Source organism: Methylorubrum sp. GM97 (genome assembly GCF_024347855.1).
In the GTDB taxonomy this organism is placed as follows: domain Bacteria; phylum Pseudomonadota; class Alphaproteobacteria; order Rhizobiales; family Beijerinckiaceae; genus Methylobacterium; species Methylobacterium extorquens.
In genome coordinates this window covers 109,612-124,569 of the sequence record NZ_AP025942.1, presented here as the reverse complement: position 1 = coordinate 124,569, position 14,958 = coordinate 109,612, and the positions used below count along the sequence as shown (strand labels likewise).

Below are 14,958 nucleotides of genomic sequence, written 5' to 3'. Positions count from 1 at the left end.
CTCAGTATCCCTCGCCCCGGAGGGGCAGCGTGAAGGTGAAGGTCGCGCCCTTGCCGAGCGCGCCCTCAGCCCAGGTCCGCCCGCCGTGGCGCTCGACGATGCGCCGCACGTTGGCGAGGCCGATGCCGGTCCCCTCGAACTCCTCGACCCGGTGCAGGCGCTGGAACACGCCGAAGAGCTTGTCGACGTAGGCCATGTCGAAACCGGCGCCGTTGTCGCGCACGTAGAAAACCGCCTCGCCGTCCTTCGGTGCCGCGCGTTCGATTTCGATCACGGCCTCCGGGCGGTCGCGCGTGTACTTCACGGCGTTCGACAGGAGGTTCTCGATGACCAGCCGCAGCATGAACGGGTCGGCGTAGGCCCGCCCCAGGGGGCCGATCTCCCAGCGGATCGTCCGTTCCGGCGGCACGTCGCGAAGGACCTTCCGGCGCACCTCCTCGACGAGGGCGTTCATTTCCCCGGACACCTTGTTCAGGGCGTGGCGGCCCATCTGCGAGAAGGTCAGCAGGTTGTCCACGAGGGTGCCGGCCGAGAAGGCCGCTTCGATGATCGTGTCGACGTAGTGCCGGCCCTTGTCCGAAAGGTTCGTGGCCTCGCGGGTCTTGAGCAGGTTCGAGTAGCCGACGATGTGCCGGAACGGCGCGCGCAGGTCGTGGCTGACCGAGTACGAGAACGCCTCCAATTCCTTGTTGGAACGCTGGAGCTCCTCGCTCATGGCCGCGAGTTCCTCGGCGCGGCGCAGGACGATCCCGAGTACGGAGGAGCGCAGGTCCTTGGCGGCCTCGATCTCGGGCAGGGACCACGGCAGCGAGCGCGCCTTCACGGTCTCCTTCCAGATCTCGAAGCTTTTCCGCGGGTGCAGGCGGTCCGGGCCGCCCTCCGGGGCGGGGGTCGCGGGCTTGGCCGGGTTGCCGCCCCACTTGACGGTGCGCACCACCTCGGGCCGGAACCAGAGGATATAGCTTGCATACTTCTTCGAGACCGAGATCGCGAGGAGTCCGCTGGCCTGTGCGGCGAAGGCCTCCGCCTTCGGCAGAACGTCAGACAGCGCATCGGTGGCAAAGACCTCGTCAGCATCCTCGCGGGCGGAGAGCCAGTCATAGAGGGCCCGCACCTCCGTTTCGCCCGGGGTGGCGCCGATCAGGCGGCAGCGGTCACCGGTGACGATGGCGGCGCCGGCGGCGTTCACCAGCGCCATGACGTCATCGGGGTGCTTCAGGAGGCCGTCGACGAAGCTGTCCTCCTCGGCCATGAAGCCGAGAAGGCGCGCCTGGATCGCACTGAGGGCGAGGCGCTGCTCGGCCTGGGCGGCGCGCTCGCGCGCCGAGAGTTGCAGGGCGAAGATCTGGGTGAGGAAGTCGCAGGCGTTGCGGGCCTGGAGCGGCACACGCTTCGGCTCCGCGTTGTGACACGAGATCAGGCCCCAGAGGCGGTCGTCGACGAGGATCGAGACCGACATGGACGCCAGCGTGCCCATGTTGCGCATGTATTCGACGTGGACCGGCGACACGGAGCGCAGCACGGACTGGCTGAGATCTAGCGGTGGCCCTGCCGGCGTCAGCGTCGGTCGGATCGGGACGGGGACGTACCCGGCGTCGGGGATGATGCGCAGACGGTTGCGCCGGTAGAGTTCGCGCGCCTGGACAGGGATGTCGGAGGCGGGGAAGCGTAGGTCGAGGTAGGAAGGCAAGTTACCGTTGCCTGCTTCCGCCAGCACCGTACCGTGCCAGTCCTGGTCGAACCGGTAGACCAGGGCACGGTCGAAGCTGGTGACGTGCCGGACGTCCTCAGCGACGATGGCGCACAGATCCTCCACGTTCCGTGCCTGGCGGAGGCGTTGCACGAAGGCGCGCAGGCGAAGGCTGAGCGCGTCGAGCCCGGCCTCGACCGATGGGTCGGCGAACTCCTCCAGTTCCACCACGACGAGGCCGCCGACGCGATGCGCCGCGACCTCGTAGGCCTGGGATGCCGCGGCGGCGAGGGTGACGGTCCGCAGGTAGTGGGCCCCATCCTCGGTCGGCTGATCGTCGAGATAGCGCCGCACGATGGGGACAAGTTCGGGAAGCGCGGTTTCCAGGGCCGCGCCGACATCCGTCCCGGCCGGCGCATTCGCGCTCGCCTGCACGATGACCAGGCTCGCCGCATCGACGGTCAGCAGGAAGCCGTGCGGTTGGATGCTGCCGACGATGTGGATCGGTTCGCGGTCGCAGGCCGTCAGATCGACCGCGAAGGTGTCAGCGCTCCGTACGTTCAAGCGAGGTCATCCCCGTAGTGGTCGATGAGACCGGATCGCATCATTTCATGGTTCATAACATTTGGGTCGGCACCCGCAAACAATCTGGGCATTCAGCGGCGAAAACGTTACCTGGGCTATACGGTCACAGTGCGGGTGTACCGGTAAGGACGCGTCCGTCCATGAAGTGCCGGCCGCCGTGCGACCCACGCGACGATTGCCTTGCGACATGCTGTCGGGAGACGAGCCGCTCAACGAACGAGTGCTAGGGCCTGTCGTCGCCTGAACGGATTGTCGGTGCTCGCGTTTTCTCGTTTTCAAGTGAGGAGACGTGATGCTGTCAGACGCGCAGTGGGGTGAGTTGGAGCCGTTGATCGAGGCCTGCCGCCCGAAGGCCAAGACACCGCCCAAGGAGCTTCGGCGGACGATCTCTGCGATCCTCTGGCGACATCAGAACGGGGCGAAGTGGCGCGCCATCCCCGAGGAGTTGGGGCCCTGGTGGCAGGCGGCACAGATCTTCATCCGCTGGGCACGCGCCGGGGTGTGGGAGCGGCTGCTCGATCGCGTGCAGGAGCGCGGCGTCGCGCTGGGCATGGTCTTCCTCGACGGCAGCAACGTGCGGGCGCACCAGAAAGCGGCAGGTGCCGCAAAACGTATGGCCCGCCCCGTCCGCAAGTGGCTCGGATCCGCTGGTCTGTGCAGTCTGCATAAACGTATCCGGCCTTCCGGCAGCGCCGTTGGCCAAGATGGAGATCCGCGCGTCCTGGGCCTCATAAAGGGGTCGGCGTCGAGCGCCATTTTTGCGGAGAGGCTTCCAAAACACCGGTCGACTGTCAGGCCATCTTCCTCTCACCGCCCGCAGACATCGAAAGGCCGGCGCGTCCGCGCCGGCCGAACTCGGATCAGGCGGCCACGGCCGCCGGCTCGTAGACCCGCCCGTGGCGCAGCAGCGCCCAGACGATGCGCGCCATCTTGGCCGCCAGGGCGACCACCGCCGTGTTGACGTGCGACCGCGCCAGCAGCCCGCGCAGCCACTGCCCGAGATGGGTGTCGCTCTGGCGCAGCGAGGGCAGCGCGGCGCGGGCACCCTGGACCAGCGTCTTGCGCAGGTACTTGCTGCCGCGCTTGGTGATGCCGACGAGCCGAGGCTTCCCGCCGGTCGTCACCTGCCGCGGTACGAGACCAAGCCAAGCCGCTAGATCGCGCCCGCGGGCGAAGCTGGCCACGTCGCCGATGGCCGCCACCAGCGCGGTCGCGTTAAGTGCGCCGATGCCCGGGATCGTGGTCAGCCGACGAGCGTCCTCGTTGATGCGGGCCTGCTCAGCGAACTCGGCGTCGAGCGCGGCGATGCGCTGGTCGAGCTCCTGCCAGCGTTCGCGCACCTCGGCCATGAGGGTGCGCATGCGCGGTGTGAGCGACGCGCCCGCGTCTGTGTCCAGCAACGCGGCCAGGCAAGCGGTGAGCTTGGCGCGCCCCTGCGCCACGACGTGGCCACGCTCCAGCAGGACGGAACGGATCTGGTTGGTCAGCGCCGTGCGCTCGCCCACGAGCTGGTCGCGGACCCGGTGCAGGGTCTGCACGTCGAGCTGCGCCTCGGACTTGAGTGCCACGAAGCGCATCGTCGGGCGTGTGGCCGCCTCGGCGATGGCCTCGGCGTCGCGGTCGTCGTTCTTCTGCGCCTTGACGTAGGGGCGCACGTACTCCGGCGACATCAGCCGGACGGTGTGGCCTTGCTCGGCCAGGGCGCGGCCCATGTGATGGGCGCCGCAGCAGGCCTCCATCGCAACGACACACCCCGGCAGCTTCGCGCCGAAGGCGATCACCCCCTCGCGCCGCATGCGTCGGCGCAGCACGACCCGCCCCGCCGCGTCCAGCCCGACGAGGCTGCAGCTGTTCTTGCCCAGGTCGATCCCAAGAACCGCAATCGTCATCGTCCCGCTCCCTTCCTCATCTCGGCTACCCTGCAAGCCTAGCAGCGCAGTCCGGTGAGGGGCGGGCCATCCATAAAGGGGGGATCTGCGGCCGAGCGAGATGCTCGTGAAGCACTTGGCCGCTCTCGTGGCGGCTATGGCACCAAGGCTTGCGTGATCGCCGACGGGAGAGGCCGCGCCGTCACCTTCCGCATCGCTCCGGGGCAGGCCCACGAACTGCCTTACGCCATCCCGCTCCTCGACCGGTTGCCCGGCGTGCCCAAGTGGGTCGTGGGCGACCGCGGCTATTCCAGCCACGGCTTCCGCGAGCACATCTGGACCACCGGTGCACGCCCCGCGATCCCGACCAAGCGCAACGAGGAGCAACTCGCTTGTCCGGATTGGGTCTACAACAACCGCAACATCGTCGAGCGGCTATGGGCGCGCCTCAAGGAGTGGCGCGCCGTCGCCACACGCTACGAGAAGACCGCCGTCAGCTTCGCCGGTGTCCTCTGCCTCGCCGCAACGCTCGATTGGCTCAAGTGACAACAGGCCCTAGGATCAACGAGACCATCGACGGGTCGGTGTTCGACCGTTGGCGAGCCAACCCCGACTACAGACCCCCAGGACTTGAGGCGTGGGCAAAGCGCCTGCAAGTGGACCCGAGCGCCTTGAGTGGTTCCGTCCTCGCGTCCGACGGGCGTACGGTGGATAACCGTGCAACATTCCCCGCGTGATGCAGGCAGCGGCGGATCGGAAGTTATTTCCGGCTTGAAGTGTCGACCCCTCCGTCGGTCCTTGGGCCGTGCCAGTAGCTGGGCTTGGTGGGGCGCGGCCTTCCCGACACGGCGATTAACCCATCGGCTCGGAAGTGACCGCTTCTTCACGCCTGGGCCCCATGATCACCCGAGTGTTTCGGGGCGCGGGTCATAGTCGAAAGGGTCGAGGTCTTAAAGGTCGCGGACCAATTGCGGGCCCAGAGTGTGGGCCGTAGAGCGAAATGGCGGGTCCTGACCAACATCGGACGTTGGTTTGATGGGCCACAACAGGAGGACGTGGTAGCCGCCGGACCATCCATACCATCTCAACGGCAGCTATTGGCCTCCAAGCGGCCATTCCAGTGTCTTTGGTCGGAGGTCCGCTGATCGCGCACAGCAGAACAAGCGGCATGCTAACTCCTGACCCCTTGCAGACCTTCAGGCCTGCTGGCTGAGACGTCCGCTTAGTAGAAAGCAGCAGACCTATGTGCGGCGGTCACGATATCAGCATGTCGTGGCCCATTACGCGGGCAGGTCAACGTTCGCCTTCGGCGAGCTACTATCGCTGCGCAGCGTGATCGCCGCGCTGAAGGCAGGACCGGCGCGCGGGGGCTCCTTCCGGGACGTGGGGCCTCCGGGACTGGAAGGCGGAGCGGGCCTACTGGCCGCGGCCTCCGCCTGCAGGGCTGCCGGAGCGCCTGCATGGGACCCTGGCGAAGGCGGCGTCCGAGATATGGGAGGCCACGCAGGCGGAGGCTGCGGCGACCCTGCTGATCGATCGGGAGAACCTGGAGGTTCGGGCGGGAGCGGGGGAGGAGCTGCTGGATGAGGCGCTGGCACGCCTCGACGTGGCGGAGGCCGAGGCGGCTTGGCTGCGCGAGCGGGTCGAGCGGCCGGAGAACCGCTTGGAGCGGGTGCGGTCCGAGGAGTTCTGGGACCGGGTGATGCGCGAGGTCTGGAAGATCCTGCCGGCGGAGGGGGCGATGACGCCGGAGGAGATCCTGCCGGGGCTCAAGTGCGTGACCGTTCGCGGCGCGGCCCTGTACAGGGAGCCGCTCACCCCGGTCACCCTCAAGCAGAAGATGGACGTGCGCGTCGCACACGGGCGCTACTTCGAACCCCGGGACGAGGGCCGTTACGCGCGCAAGGCAGGCTGAAGGGACGGCGCCCGTGAGGCGGATCGGGGTTAATCCCGCCCTCGCTCCGGGTTCTCCCCAATAGGAGGCGAGCACGCCCGCGCATAACGTGGCCGCGACCTCACCCTGGGAGCCCGCCATGAACCTCATGAAGCGGATGGCACTTGGTAGCCTCGTCTTGGCGACTTGGCTTGGCCTTGGTTCGGTCGAGCGAGGCGTGGTCGGTTTCGCGCCCGCCGAGGCGGCGGGAGGCTGCGGCGTCGGCTTCCATCGCGGCCCCTACGGCGGCTGCCGGCCGAACTATTACGGCGGCTACTACGGTGGCCCGGGCTACTACCGCGGCGGCGTGGTCTACGGCGGCCGGGCGGTCTACGGCAGGCGCGTGTACGGTGGGCGCGTCTATCGCGGCGGCGCATACCGGGCGGGCGGGTTCCGCGGCGGCCGGGTCGTGGGTTTCCATGGCGGCCGCGGCTTCCACCGTGGCGGGCGCTTCCATCGGTAACCCCTGGTCCGTACCTCAGACCTCGGCGACGGTTCGCTCCGGAACCGTCGCGACGACCCGGATGCCGCCGTCCTGGCGCGAGACCGTCAGTGTACCCTCCAGGGCCGCGAGACGGTCCCGCATGCCCCGGATGCCTGTCCCCTCGACGATGGCCGCGTCGCCCGGTGCGCCACCTAGGACGGCGGTTCCGTCCTCGACGATCAGTTGCAGGAGCGCCGGCCCGCCGTCCCGCAGCAGGACCCGGGCCGCCTTGGTCCCGGAATGGCGCTGCACGTTGGTGAGAGCCTCCTGGGCAACCCGATAGAGCGCGAGCTCGACCTCGGGAGACCAGCGGCGGCCCACCAGGCCGTCAGCGACGGACACGGTCACCTGCACCCCCGCTCGCCGGCTGAACCCCTCCGCGAGGGTCTGGAGGGCGGTCCCCAGGCCTGCCTCATCGAGCAGTGCCGGGTAGAGCACGTAGGAGAGCGTCCGCAGTTCCGTCACGCTGGCGTCGATGAGCGCCCGCGCCTGGGTCAGGGCGGCACGAACCTGCGGCGGCGCGTCGACGAGGCCGCGCTCGGCCGCCCCGAGCTCGAATCCCGCTGCGATCAGGTTCTGTCCGGTCGTATCGTGGAGCTCGCGCGCGATGCGCCGCCGCTCGTTGTCCTCCCGGTGCAGGGCATCCTCGGTAAAGCGACGGAGGCCATCCCCCAGTGCCCCGTCGTCACCCAGGTCGGTGGCGGCGCCATAGATGTAACCCTCGCCGCCGGCATCGCGTAGCGGGACGAGGACCGTGCTCCAGACAAAACGCCTCTCCCCGAGCCGGATCTCGCGCTCGAACCGGCGCGTCTTTCCCGTGGCGAGCACCGCCCAATAGTCGGCCTCGACGAGTTCGGCCTCGGCGGGAGGGAAGAGTTCCTGGGTCGTGCGCCCGACCAGGCGCGCGGAGGTCACGCCCCATTCCGTGGTATTGCTGAACGTGAGCGCCTCCAGCACGAACCGTCCGTTCGGCTTGAGCGCGATGATGAACTGCACGTCGGAGTACCCGGCCACGAGGCCGCTCAGACCCGTTCGCTGCCGGAGACTGCGACGGAGACGGCGCCGCGCGGCCGGGAACGCCAGCACCGGAAGCAGCAAGAGCAGGACCTCTGCCGCCGCGACCCGGAAGACTTCCTCCCGCCACCGTTCAAGCGCCCCGAACGTCGACCTGCAGGCCGTCACCGAGAGGTTCCCCAGGCCGACCTGTACCGTCGACGTGATCCCGTCAGGCGAGGATCCATCCTCCCCCGGCCTGCACGGCGATCCGCCGGCAACCGATGTGCCCGGGTCGCCTTCCGGGGCGGTCGCGGTCCAGCCGGCCAAGTGCCGACCGTTCGCGCCCAGCAAGCCGATGGCGTCCGCCCTGCCGGCTCCCAATCCCCGGAACACGGTTCGGAGCAGGTCGACGCTGACGCCCGCCGCGACGATGCCTCCGAATTCCCCGCCCGGCGAGGACAGGCGCCGGCTCATCGGAAGGACGAGGCCCTGCATGAACGGGGTGGGCCTGGATGCACCCACGAACAAGCCGGTGTCCCGCTCGCGCTGTGCGAGGAAGTAATCCCGGTCCGCCACGTTCAACCCTTGCAGTTTCGGGCGGTGGACCGGCACGTCCCCGTTCGGACGGGCGAAGGCGAGGAGGAGGTAGGGTGATAGCCGCTCGTTATTTGAGCACACCAGGGACGGGCAAACCTTGTCGTCGGCGACGCGGTCGATGTCCTTCTCCACCGCGATCTCGGCGAGCCTTCTCAGCACGACGTCGACGACGCCGAAGGTGCTCTCGGTGAACCGCGCGCCGGACGCGGCTACATGGGCGACCTCCTCCGCCACCCTTGTCAGGGCCGCGCCGCGGGACTGTATCGCCCAGAGCACCGTCGGAACGGCAAGCATCGCCGCGAACGCCGACCAGATGCTCAGGAACAGGGCAAGGGTCGGCGGACGTGCCCTCAGCCACGCCCCGGAGGGCCAGCTGAAAGTGCTCGCCGGTCCATCCGGACCAAGGTTCCTTCCACCTTTGGCGTGGCTCGGTTCCACGGCGAGGCCTCCCTGTCGGTCAATCCTCCGGCGCGCCGGCCCACCTTCAGCTTCTGTCGCGCGCGTGCGGAAATCCTAGGGTTGAATGGTGTAGCGGCTGGTTACCGAACCTTGTCGTCTTTGCGACGATTCCTGCGCGAGGGCGATCTCGCGCCGCCTAGACCGGCAAACGCCGGCACCCGCGAACTATCCACGTGCGGCCGTACTGACCGCGGCAGCGCGAACACACCAGGGTTTCAATCCACCGTTTTGAGGGTTTACCCTGATTGCCAGAGCCCGCGCCAGACAGGGAAGTTACGGCTTGAATACTAAGTAGCACCGGGGGAGGTGAGCATGGGGTCCTTCGCGCGGCGTATCGTCGGAAGCCTCGCCCTCGCGTCCGCGCTCGCTCCCGTCCCCGATGCCCGGGCCGCCGAGGGAGGCCTCAGCTTCTACGTCGAGGGTCAGGCGGTGCCGCTTGGCGGCATCGTCCCGCCGCCCGGCCTCTACTTCGACAGCACGACCTACTTCTACAGCGCCAAGATCGGCGGCAACCGTCAGACCCAGATCGGCGGCAACGTCATCGCCGACGCGAAGGTGAACCTCGTCGCCGACTTCGTGACGGCGCTGTGGGTCACACCGGTCAACGTCCTCGGCGGCGACCTGGCGTTCGCTTTCGTGATGCCGTTCGGTGAGCCGGCCGTACGCGCGGGCGTGCTCGTCAACGGTCCTCTCGTGAACCAGTTGGTCGGCCGACCCGTCGGCATCGGCGTGAGCGACCGGGACTTCAATCCCGGCGACCCCATCGTATCGGCCACGCTCGGCTGGCACTCCGGCAACTGGCATTGGAAGCTGGCGGGCGTGCTCAGCATCCCGGCGGGCGCCTACGAGCCCGGGCAGCTCTCGAACGTCGCGCTGAACCGCTACATCGGCGACATCTCGGCCGCCGCGACCTACCTCGACCCGGTCCACGGTTACGAACTTTCCGCGGCAGCCGGCTTCACGGTCAACGGTACGAACCCGTCCACGCGCTACAACACCGGTGACGAGTTCCACATCGACGTCTCGGCCTCGAAGTACCTGTCAAAGGAGGTGTCGGTCGGCGTCATCGCCTCGCACTACCAGCAGCTCACCGGCGACAGCGGCCCCGGCGCCCGGCTCGGCCCCTTCAAGGGACGCACGACGGCCGTCGGCGGGACCATCGGCGTGACCGGCGAGTTCGGGAAGATCCCGGTCACCGCCCGGATCAAGGTGCTGCGCGAGGTCGAGGTGGAGAACCGCTTCCAGGGTACCATCGGCTTCTTCCAGGTGTCCTTCCCGCTGTGGGTCGCTCCTCCGAAGGCGGCCCCGGAACCCAGGCCGCTGGCGACGAAGTCTTGAGCATGCCTCCCGACCGGTGGAGGAACCGTAGCGGTGGCACCGAGGCTTGCCGAGGGCAGGCATCGGGCGCTTGATACCGCAATCCGCGATCCCCTCGCCCGTCCCGGGGCGGTGGGCGTTTGGCATGCCCGGGAACTACGCGGGAGGTCGATACTCGTGACGGTGACCATCCTGATCGTGGACGACCACATCGCCATCCGGCGCGGCGTCCGTGCCATTCTGGAGGGGCGCGACGGCTTCGAGGTCGCCGCCGAGGCGGCTACCGGGCCCGAGGCTATCGACCTCGCGGCGCGGCACAAGCCAGACGTGGCGGTCATCGACTACTCGCTGCCGGCTATGAACGGGTCGCAGCTGACCCGGCGCCTCCGGGAAGTCAGCCCACGCACCGAGGTGTTGGTCTACACCATGCACGAGAGCGATGCCTTGGTGCGCGACGTGCTCGGGGCCGGCGCGCGCGGGTACCTGCTGAAGTCAGACGCCGACCAACACCTCCTTGCCGCCGTCGACGCCCTGGCCCACCACCAGCCCTTCTTCACGGGGCGAGTGAACGAGGCTCTGCTCGCCCACTACCTGGCCCATCCCGGCGAGAGCTCGCAGCTCGACGCGCTGACCTGCCGAGAGCGCGAAGTCGTGCAACTCATCGCGGAGGGCCACTCGAACAAGCAGGTCAGCGAAACGCTCGCCATCAGGCTCAAGACCGTCGAGGCGCACCGCGCCTCGGCCATGCACAAGCTGGGGCTGACCAGCACGGCGGCCCTGGTCCGCTACGCCGTCCGCAATAAGCTGGTCGAACCCTAGGGTATTTTCCGGGGGCGTCTCGGGCGTTCCGCCAACGCAACCTGGGGTTTGCCCCAATAGGTTTGGAGCGCGGCAGCAACTAGTCTCACCCAAGTTAAACGCGCCCGGCGGGCGTACAAGGCAGGTGAGCGCGGGCATCCGGCAGCTACTCGTGGGAGGCGACATGCGGCATCATTGTCGAGCACTGTTCCTTGCGGCCTTCGCGTACTGCGTACCGACCGGCATCGGACCCGCCATTTCAGCGCCTTTCTCGCCGACACCCCTCGTCGGGGTGTCGGATACGGCAGTCGAGCTCGTCGCCCAGCGCCGCAACTTTCGTGGCGGCGGTTTTCGCGGGGGCGGGTTCCGGGGCGGCGGCTTCGCCAGGGGCGGTTTCGCGCGCGGCGGGTTCGCGGGTCGCGGGATGGGGGGTATCGCCGCGGCATCGCCGGTGGCTACGGCCGACCCGGCTGGCACGGCGGCGGCGTCCGCCGCAACGCCGTCGTCGTGCGACGGATCGTGTTCGTGAACGGTGCCTACCGGCCCTACGGCGCCTGGTGGCCCGCGGGCGGGGCCCTCGCGGCGGGGGCCGCCCTGGGCTTCGTCGGCGCCGCGACGGCCGCGGCTTGGGCGGGTTCGCCGCCGGCCCCCGGCTACTGCTGGTACTACACCGACTCTTCTCGGACGAAGGGCTTCTGGGACCGCTGCCCGGCTTGAACGCAGGAGGTTTCCATGGAAATCCGCAAGTGCTCTGCCGAAGCCATCGGCACCTTCTGGCTCACCTTCGCGGGATGCGGCAGCGCCGTCATCGCGGCGGCCTTCCCCGAGGTCGGCATCGGCCTGGTGGGCGTCTCGCTCGCCTTCGGCCTCACGGTGGTGACCATGGCCTACGCCATCGGCCACATCTCGGGCTGCCACCTCAACCCGGCCGTAACGGTCGGCCTCGCGGCGGGCGGACGCTTCCCCAGACGCGACATCGGCCCCTACGTCGCCTCCCAGGTTATCGGCGGCATCGTCGCCGCGGCCCTGCTCTACGCCATCGCGAGCGGTGCCCCGGGCTTCGACCTGGCGAAGGGCTTCGCCGCCAACGGCTACGGCGAGCACTCGCCGGGCAAGTACAGCCTGCTGTCATGCCTTTTGGCCGAGGTGGTGCTGAGCATGATGTTCCTGTTCGTGATCATGGGCGCGACGCACGGCAAGGCGCCGGTCGGCTTCGCGCCGCTGGCCATCGGGCTCTGCCTGACGCTCGTGCACCTCGTCGGCATCCCGGTCACGAACCTCTCGGTGAACCCGGCGCGCAGCACGGGACCGGCCCTGTTCGCCGGAGGGTGGGCCATCGGGCAGCTCTGGCTGTTCTGGGTCGCGCCCATCCTCGGCGGGGCGCTCGGCGGCATACTCTACCACTGGATCAGCGCGGAGCCGTCAGCCCAGGTCACCGGCATCGCTCCCGCCGCCCCGGCGGAGTGAGGCGGAGCGTAGCCCTGAGACCGAAGGGCGCGCCCCGCCCCCGGTCCCGAACGATGGCGCCGGACGCCCCTCCCACCCGGATGATGAGCGATGACGGTTGCTACTGTCCACGACCGACCCGCCGCATCGGACGCGGCGCGGGACATGGTCTTCGTCCCGGGCGGTACCTTCCGCATGGGCTCCGACCGGCACTACCCGGAGGAGGCGCCGGTCCATCGGGTCCGGGTCGACGGGTTCTGGATCGACCGCACGCCGGTCACCAACGCCCGGTTCCGCGCCTTCGTGCGGGCCACGGGTCACGTGACCCTCGCGGAGCGCAGGCCAAAGGCGGCGGACTACCCCGGAGCGCTGCCGCACATGCTCCAGGCCGGGTCGCTGGTGTTCAAGGCCCCCAAGGGCGCCGTCGACCATCGGGACTTCGGCGCCTGGTGGCGGTTCAAGTTCGGGACCAGCTGGCGGCGACCCCTCGGGCCCGGCTCCTCCATCGCAGGGCTGGACGACCACCCGGTGGTGCACGTCGCCTACGCCGACGCGGAAGCCTACGCGGCCTGGGCCGGGAAGAATATGCCGACCGAGGCCGAGTGGGAGTACGCCGCGCGCGGCGGGCTCGACGGAGCCGAGTTCGCCTGGGGTGACGAGCTCACGCCCGGCGGCCGGCACATGGCCAACACCTGGCAAGGCAACTTCCCGCACCAGAACCTCGCCGAGGACGGTTACGAGCGCACCTCGCCGGTCAACGCCTTCCCGCCGAACGGCTACGGGCTGCACGACATGACCGGCAACGTGTGGGAATGGACCGCGGACTTCTTCTCCCCGCGCCACCCCGCCGACGCGCCGAAGGCCTGCTGCATTCCGCAGAACCCCCGCGGTGGCGGGGAGAACGGCAGCTACAACCCCAGCCAGCCCGCGATCCGCATTCCCCGCCGGGTGGTCAAGGGCGGCTCGCACCTGTGCGCTCCGAACTACTGCCGGCGCTACCGTCCAGCCGCGCGCCACCCGCACCCGGTCGACACCTCCACCAGCCACATCGGCTTCCGCTGCGTCTTAAGGAGTGGATCATGACCGACATCGTGCCGTCCCAGGATGCCGCCGGAGACGGGCAGCCCACGGGCGTGAACCGCAGGGCCATGCTGCTGCGGGGCACGGCGCTGGTCGCGGCCGGCCTGGGCGCGGCCCCCGGCGCTCGCGCGCAGCAGCCCCAACCCCAACCAGCCCCGCCGGCGCGGTCGGGCGCGGCGGGCCGGCCGCCGAACATCCTCGTCATCTTCGGCGACGACATCGGGCAGACCAACATCAGCGCCTACTCGTTCGGGTTGATGGGCTACCGCACGCCCAACATCGACCGGATCGCCAAGGAAGGCATGATGTTCACCGACTACTACGCCGAGCAGAGCTGCACGGCGGGGCGGTCGACCTTCATCACCGGGCAGTGCACCCTTCGCACCGGCCTGTCGAAGGTGGGCATGCCGGGTGCCGCCGTCGGCCTTCAGGCCAGGGACGCGACGCTCGCCGAGCTCCTGAAGCCGCTGGGCTATGCCACCGGCCAGTTCGGCAAGAATCATCTCGGGGACCGCGACGAGTACCTGCCGACGAACCACGGCTTCGACGAGTTCTTCGGCAACCTCTACCACCTCAACGCCGAGGAAGACCCGGAGAACCACTTTTACCCGCAGGACCCCGCTTTCCGGAAGAAGTTCGGTCCGCGCGGCGTCCTCAAGGCCTCCGCCGATGGCCGGATCGAGGATACCGGGCCGCTCACGAAGAAGCGCATGGAGACTATCGACGAGGAGACGTCGGCCGCCGCCGTCGACTTCATGCAGCGGCAGGTGCGGGCCAACAAGCCGTTCTTCTGCTGGTTCAACTCCACGCGCATGCACTTCCGCACGCACGTCCGCGCCGAGCACCGCGACAAGCCCGGCCTGAACTCACGGACAGAGTACGCCGACGGCATGATCGAGCACGACGCGACGGTCGGCCAGATCCTCAAGGCCGTGGACGACCTCGGGATCGGCAACGACACCATCGTGCTCTACACCACCGACAACGGCCCCCACCAGAATTCCTGGCCGGACGCCGGGACGACGCCGTTCCGAAGCGAGAAGAACACCAATTGGGAAGGCGCCTTCCGGGTGCCGTGCGTGATCCGCTGGCCGGGACGCATCCAGGCCGGCACGGTATCGAACGAGATGATGAGCGGGCTCGACTGGGTGCCGACCCTGATGGCGGCCGCCGGTGACCCCGACATCAAGGACAAGCTGCTCAAGGGCCACCAGGCAGGCACGAAGACCTTCAAGGTCCACTTGGATGGCTACAATCAACTGCCGCACCTCACCGGTCAGCAACCGGGCAGCGCGCGCAACGAGTTCATCTACTTCGACGATGACGGCGACCTCGTCGCCATGCGTTACGGGAACTGGAAGATCGTCTTCGAGGAGCAGCGCGCCCCGGGCACGATGCGGATCTGGGCGGAGCCGTTCACGAAACTCCGCGTCCCGAAGGTCTTCAACATGCGGTCCGACCCATACGAGCGTGCCGACATCACGTCGAACACGTACTACGACTGGTTCATGTCCGATGCCGCAGGCGTGTTCCTCTCGGCTCCGCAGGCCGCGGCGAAATTTCTGGCGACCTTCAAGGAGTACCCGCCGAGCCAGAGGCCGGCGAGCTTCAGCATCGATCAGATCGTGGAGAAGATGGAGCGCTCGTTCGAAACACGGAACCAGTGACCGTGAGCGCGGGCCACGCCGCCGGCCCGCCCGTGTCT

General features: G+C 68.7%; 11 protein-coding genes and 2 pseudogenes. 10 read left to right on the top strand and 3 right to left on the bottom strand.

The genetic code is table 11. The features are described 5' to 3' along the window. Position 1: 1 nt before the first annotated feature. The gene (locus tag MSPGM_RS00595; protein WP_261926094.1) at positions 2 to 2,254 is read right to left on the bottom strand and encodes an ATP-binding protein; all 2,253 of its coding nucleotides are present in this window, start codon (positions 2,252 to 2,254) and stop codon (positions 2 to 4) included. Between the two features lie 313 nt (positions 2,255 to 2,567). Between MSPGM_RS00595 and MSPGM_RS00590 the strand changes: the two are divergent. Continuing rightward, positions 2,568 to 2,927 (top strand): annotated as a pseudogene (locus MSPGM_RS00590) (transposase); the annotation flags it as partial. Between the two features lie 208 nt (positions 2,928 to 3,135). On the opposite strand, the gene MSPGM_RS00585 reads toward MSPGM_RS00590, so the two are convergent. After that, positions 3,136 to 4,164, bottom strand: a complete 1,029-nt coding sequence (locus tag MSPGM_RS00585) for an IS110 family transposase (protein ID WP_261926093.1) — start codon at positions 4,162 to 4,164, stop codon at positions 3,136 to 3,138. 63 nt (positions 4,165 to 4,227) lie between these two features. On the opposite strand from MSPGM_RS00585, the pseudogene MSPGM_RS00580 reads away from it, so the two are divergent. The 3 genes and pseudogenes from MSPGM_RS00580 to MSPGM_RS00570 all read left to right on the top strand — a co-directional run. Beyond that, positions 4,228 to 4,689, top strand: a pseudogene (locus tag MSPGM_RS00580) (IS5 family transposase); the annotation flags it as partial. Positions 4,690 to 5,749: 1,060 nt separating this feature from the next. Then, positions 5,750 to 6,058: a hypothetical protein gene (locus MSPGM_RS00575; protein ID WP_261926092.1), complete on the top strand. Its 309-nt coding sequence runs from the start codon at positions 5,750 to 5,752 to the stop codon at positions 6,056 to 6,058. Between the two features lie 118 nt (positions 6,059 to 6,176). Beyond that, entirely contained in the window at positions 6,177 to 6,539 is a 363-nt protein-coding gene (locus tag MSPGM_RS00570; protein ID WP_261926091.1) for a GCG_CRPN prefix-to-repeats domain-containing protein, read from the top strand. Positions 6,540 to 6,554: 15 nt separating this feature from the next. On the opposite strand, the gene MSPGM_RS00565 is transcribed toward MSPGM_RS00570, so the two are convergent. Beyond that, complete coding sequence (locus MSPGM_RS00565) at positions 6,555 to 8,591, bottom strand: histidine kinase (protein ID WP_261926090.1); 2,037 nt, start codon at positions 8,589 to 8,591, stop codon at positions 6,555 to 6,557. A 333-nt stretch (positions 8,592 to 8,924) separates the two neighbouring features. Between MSPGM_RS00565 and MSPGM_RS00560 the strand changes: the two genes are divergently transcribed. From MSPGM_RS00560 to MSPGM_RS00535, 6 genes are all read left to right on the top strand, one after another. After that, complete coding sequence (locus MSPGM_RS00560; protein ID WP_261926089.1) at positions 8,925 to 9,950, top strand: transporter; 1,026 nt, start codon at positions 8,925 to 8,927, stop codon at positions 9,948 to 9,950. Between the two features lie 156 nt (positions 9,951 to 10,106). Then, entirely contained in the window at positions 10,107 to 10,748 is a 642-nt protein-coding gene (locus MSPGM_RS00555; RefSeq protein WP_261926088.1) for a response regulator transcription factor, read from the top strand. 504 nt (positions 10,749 to 11,252) lie between these two features. Next, a complete protein-coding gene (locus MSPGM_RS00550) occupies positions 11,253 to 11,444 on the top strand; it encodes a hypothetical protein (protein ID WP_261926087.1) in 192 nt (63 codons plus the stop codon). 15 nt (positions 11,445 to 11,459) lie between these two features. Beyond that, positions 11,460 to 12,194 (top strand): aquaporin Z, encoded by a 735-nt coding sequence (gene aqpZ / locus MSPGM_RS00545; protein ID WP_261926086.1) that lies wholly within the window; start codon positions 11,460 to 11,462, stop codon positions 12,192 to 12,194. Between the two features lie 90 nt (positions 12,195 to 12,284). After that, a complete protein-coding gene (locus MSPGM_RS00540) occupies positions 12,285 to 13,256 on the top strand; it encodes a formylglycine-generating enzyme family protein (RefSeq protein ID WP_261926085.1) in 972 nt (323 codons plus the stop codon). After that, positions 13,253 to 14,920, top strand: coding sequence for an arylsulfatase (locus MSPGM_RS00535; protein ID WP_261926084.1), 1,668 nt, complete (start codon positions 13,253 to 13,255; stop codon positions 14,918 to 14,920). The genes MSPGM_RS00540 and MSPGM_RS00535 overlap by 4 nt, the downstream gene beginning before the upstream one ends. The last annotated feature ends 38 nt before the right edge of the window (positions 14,921 to 14,958 follow it).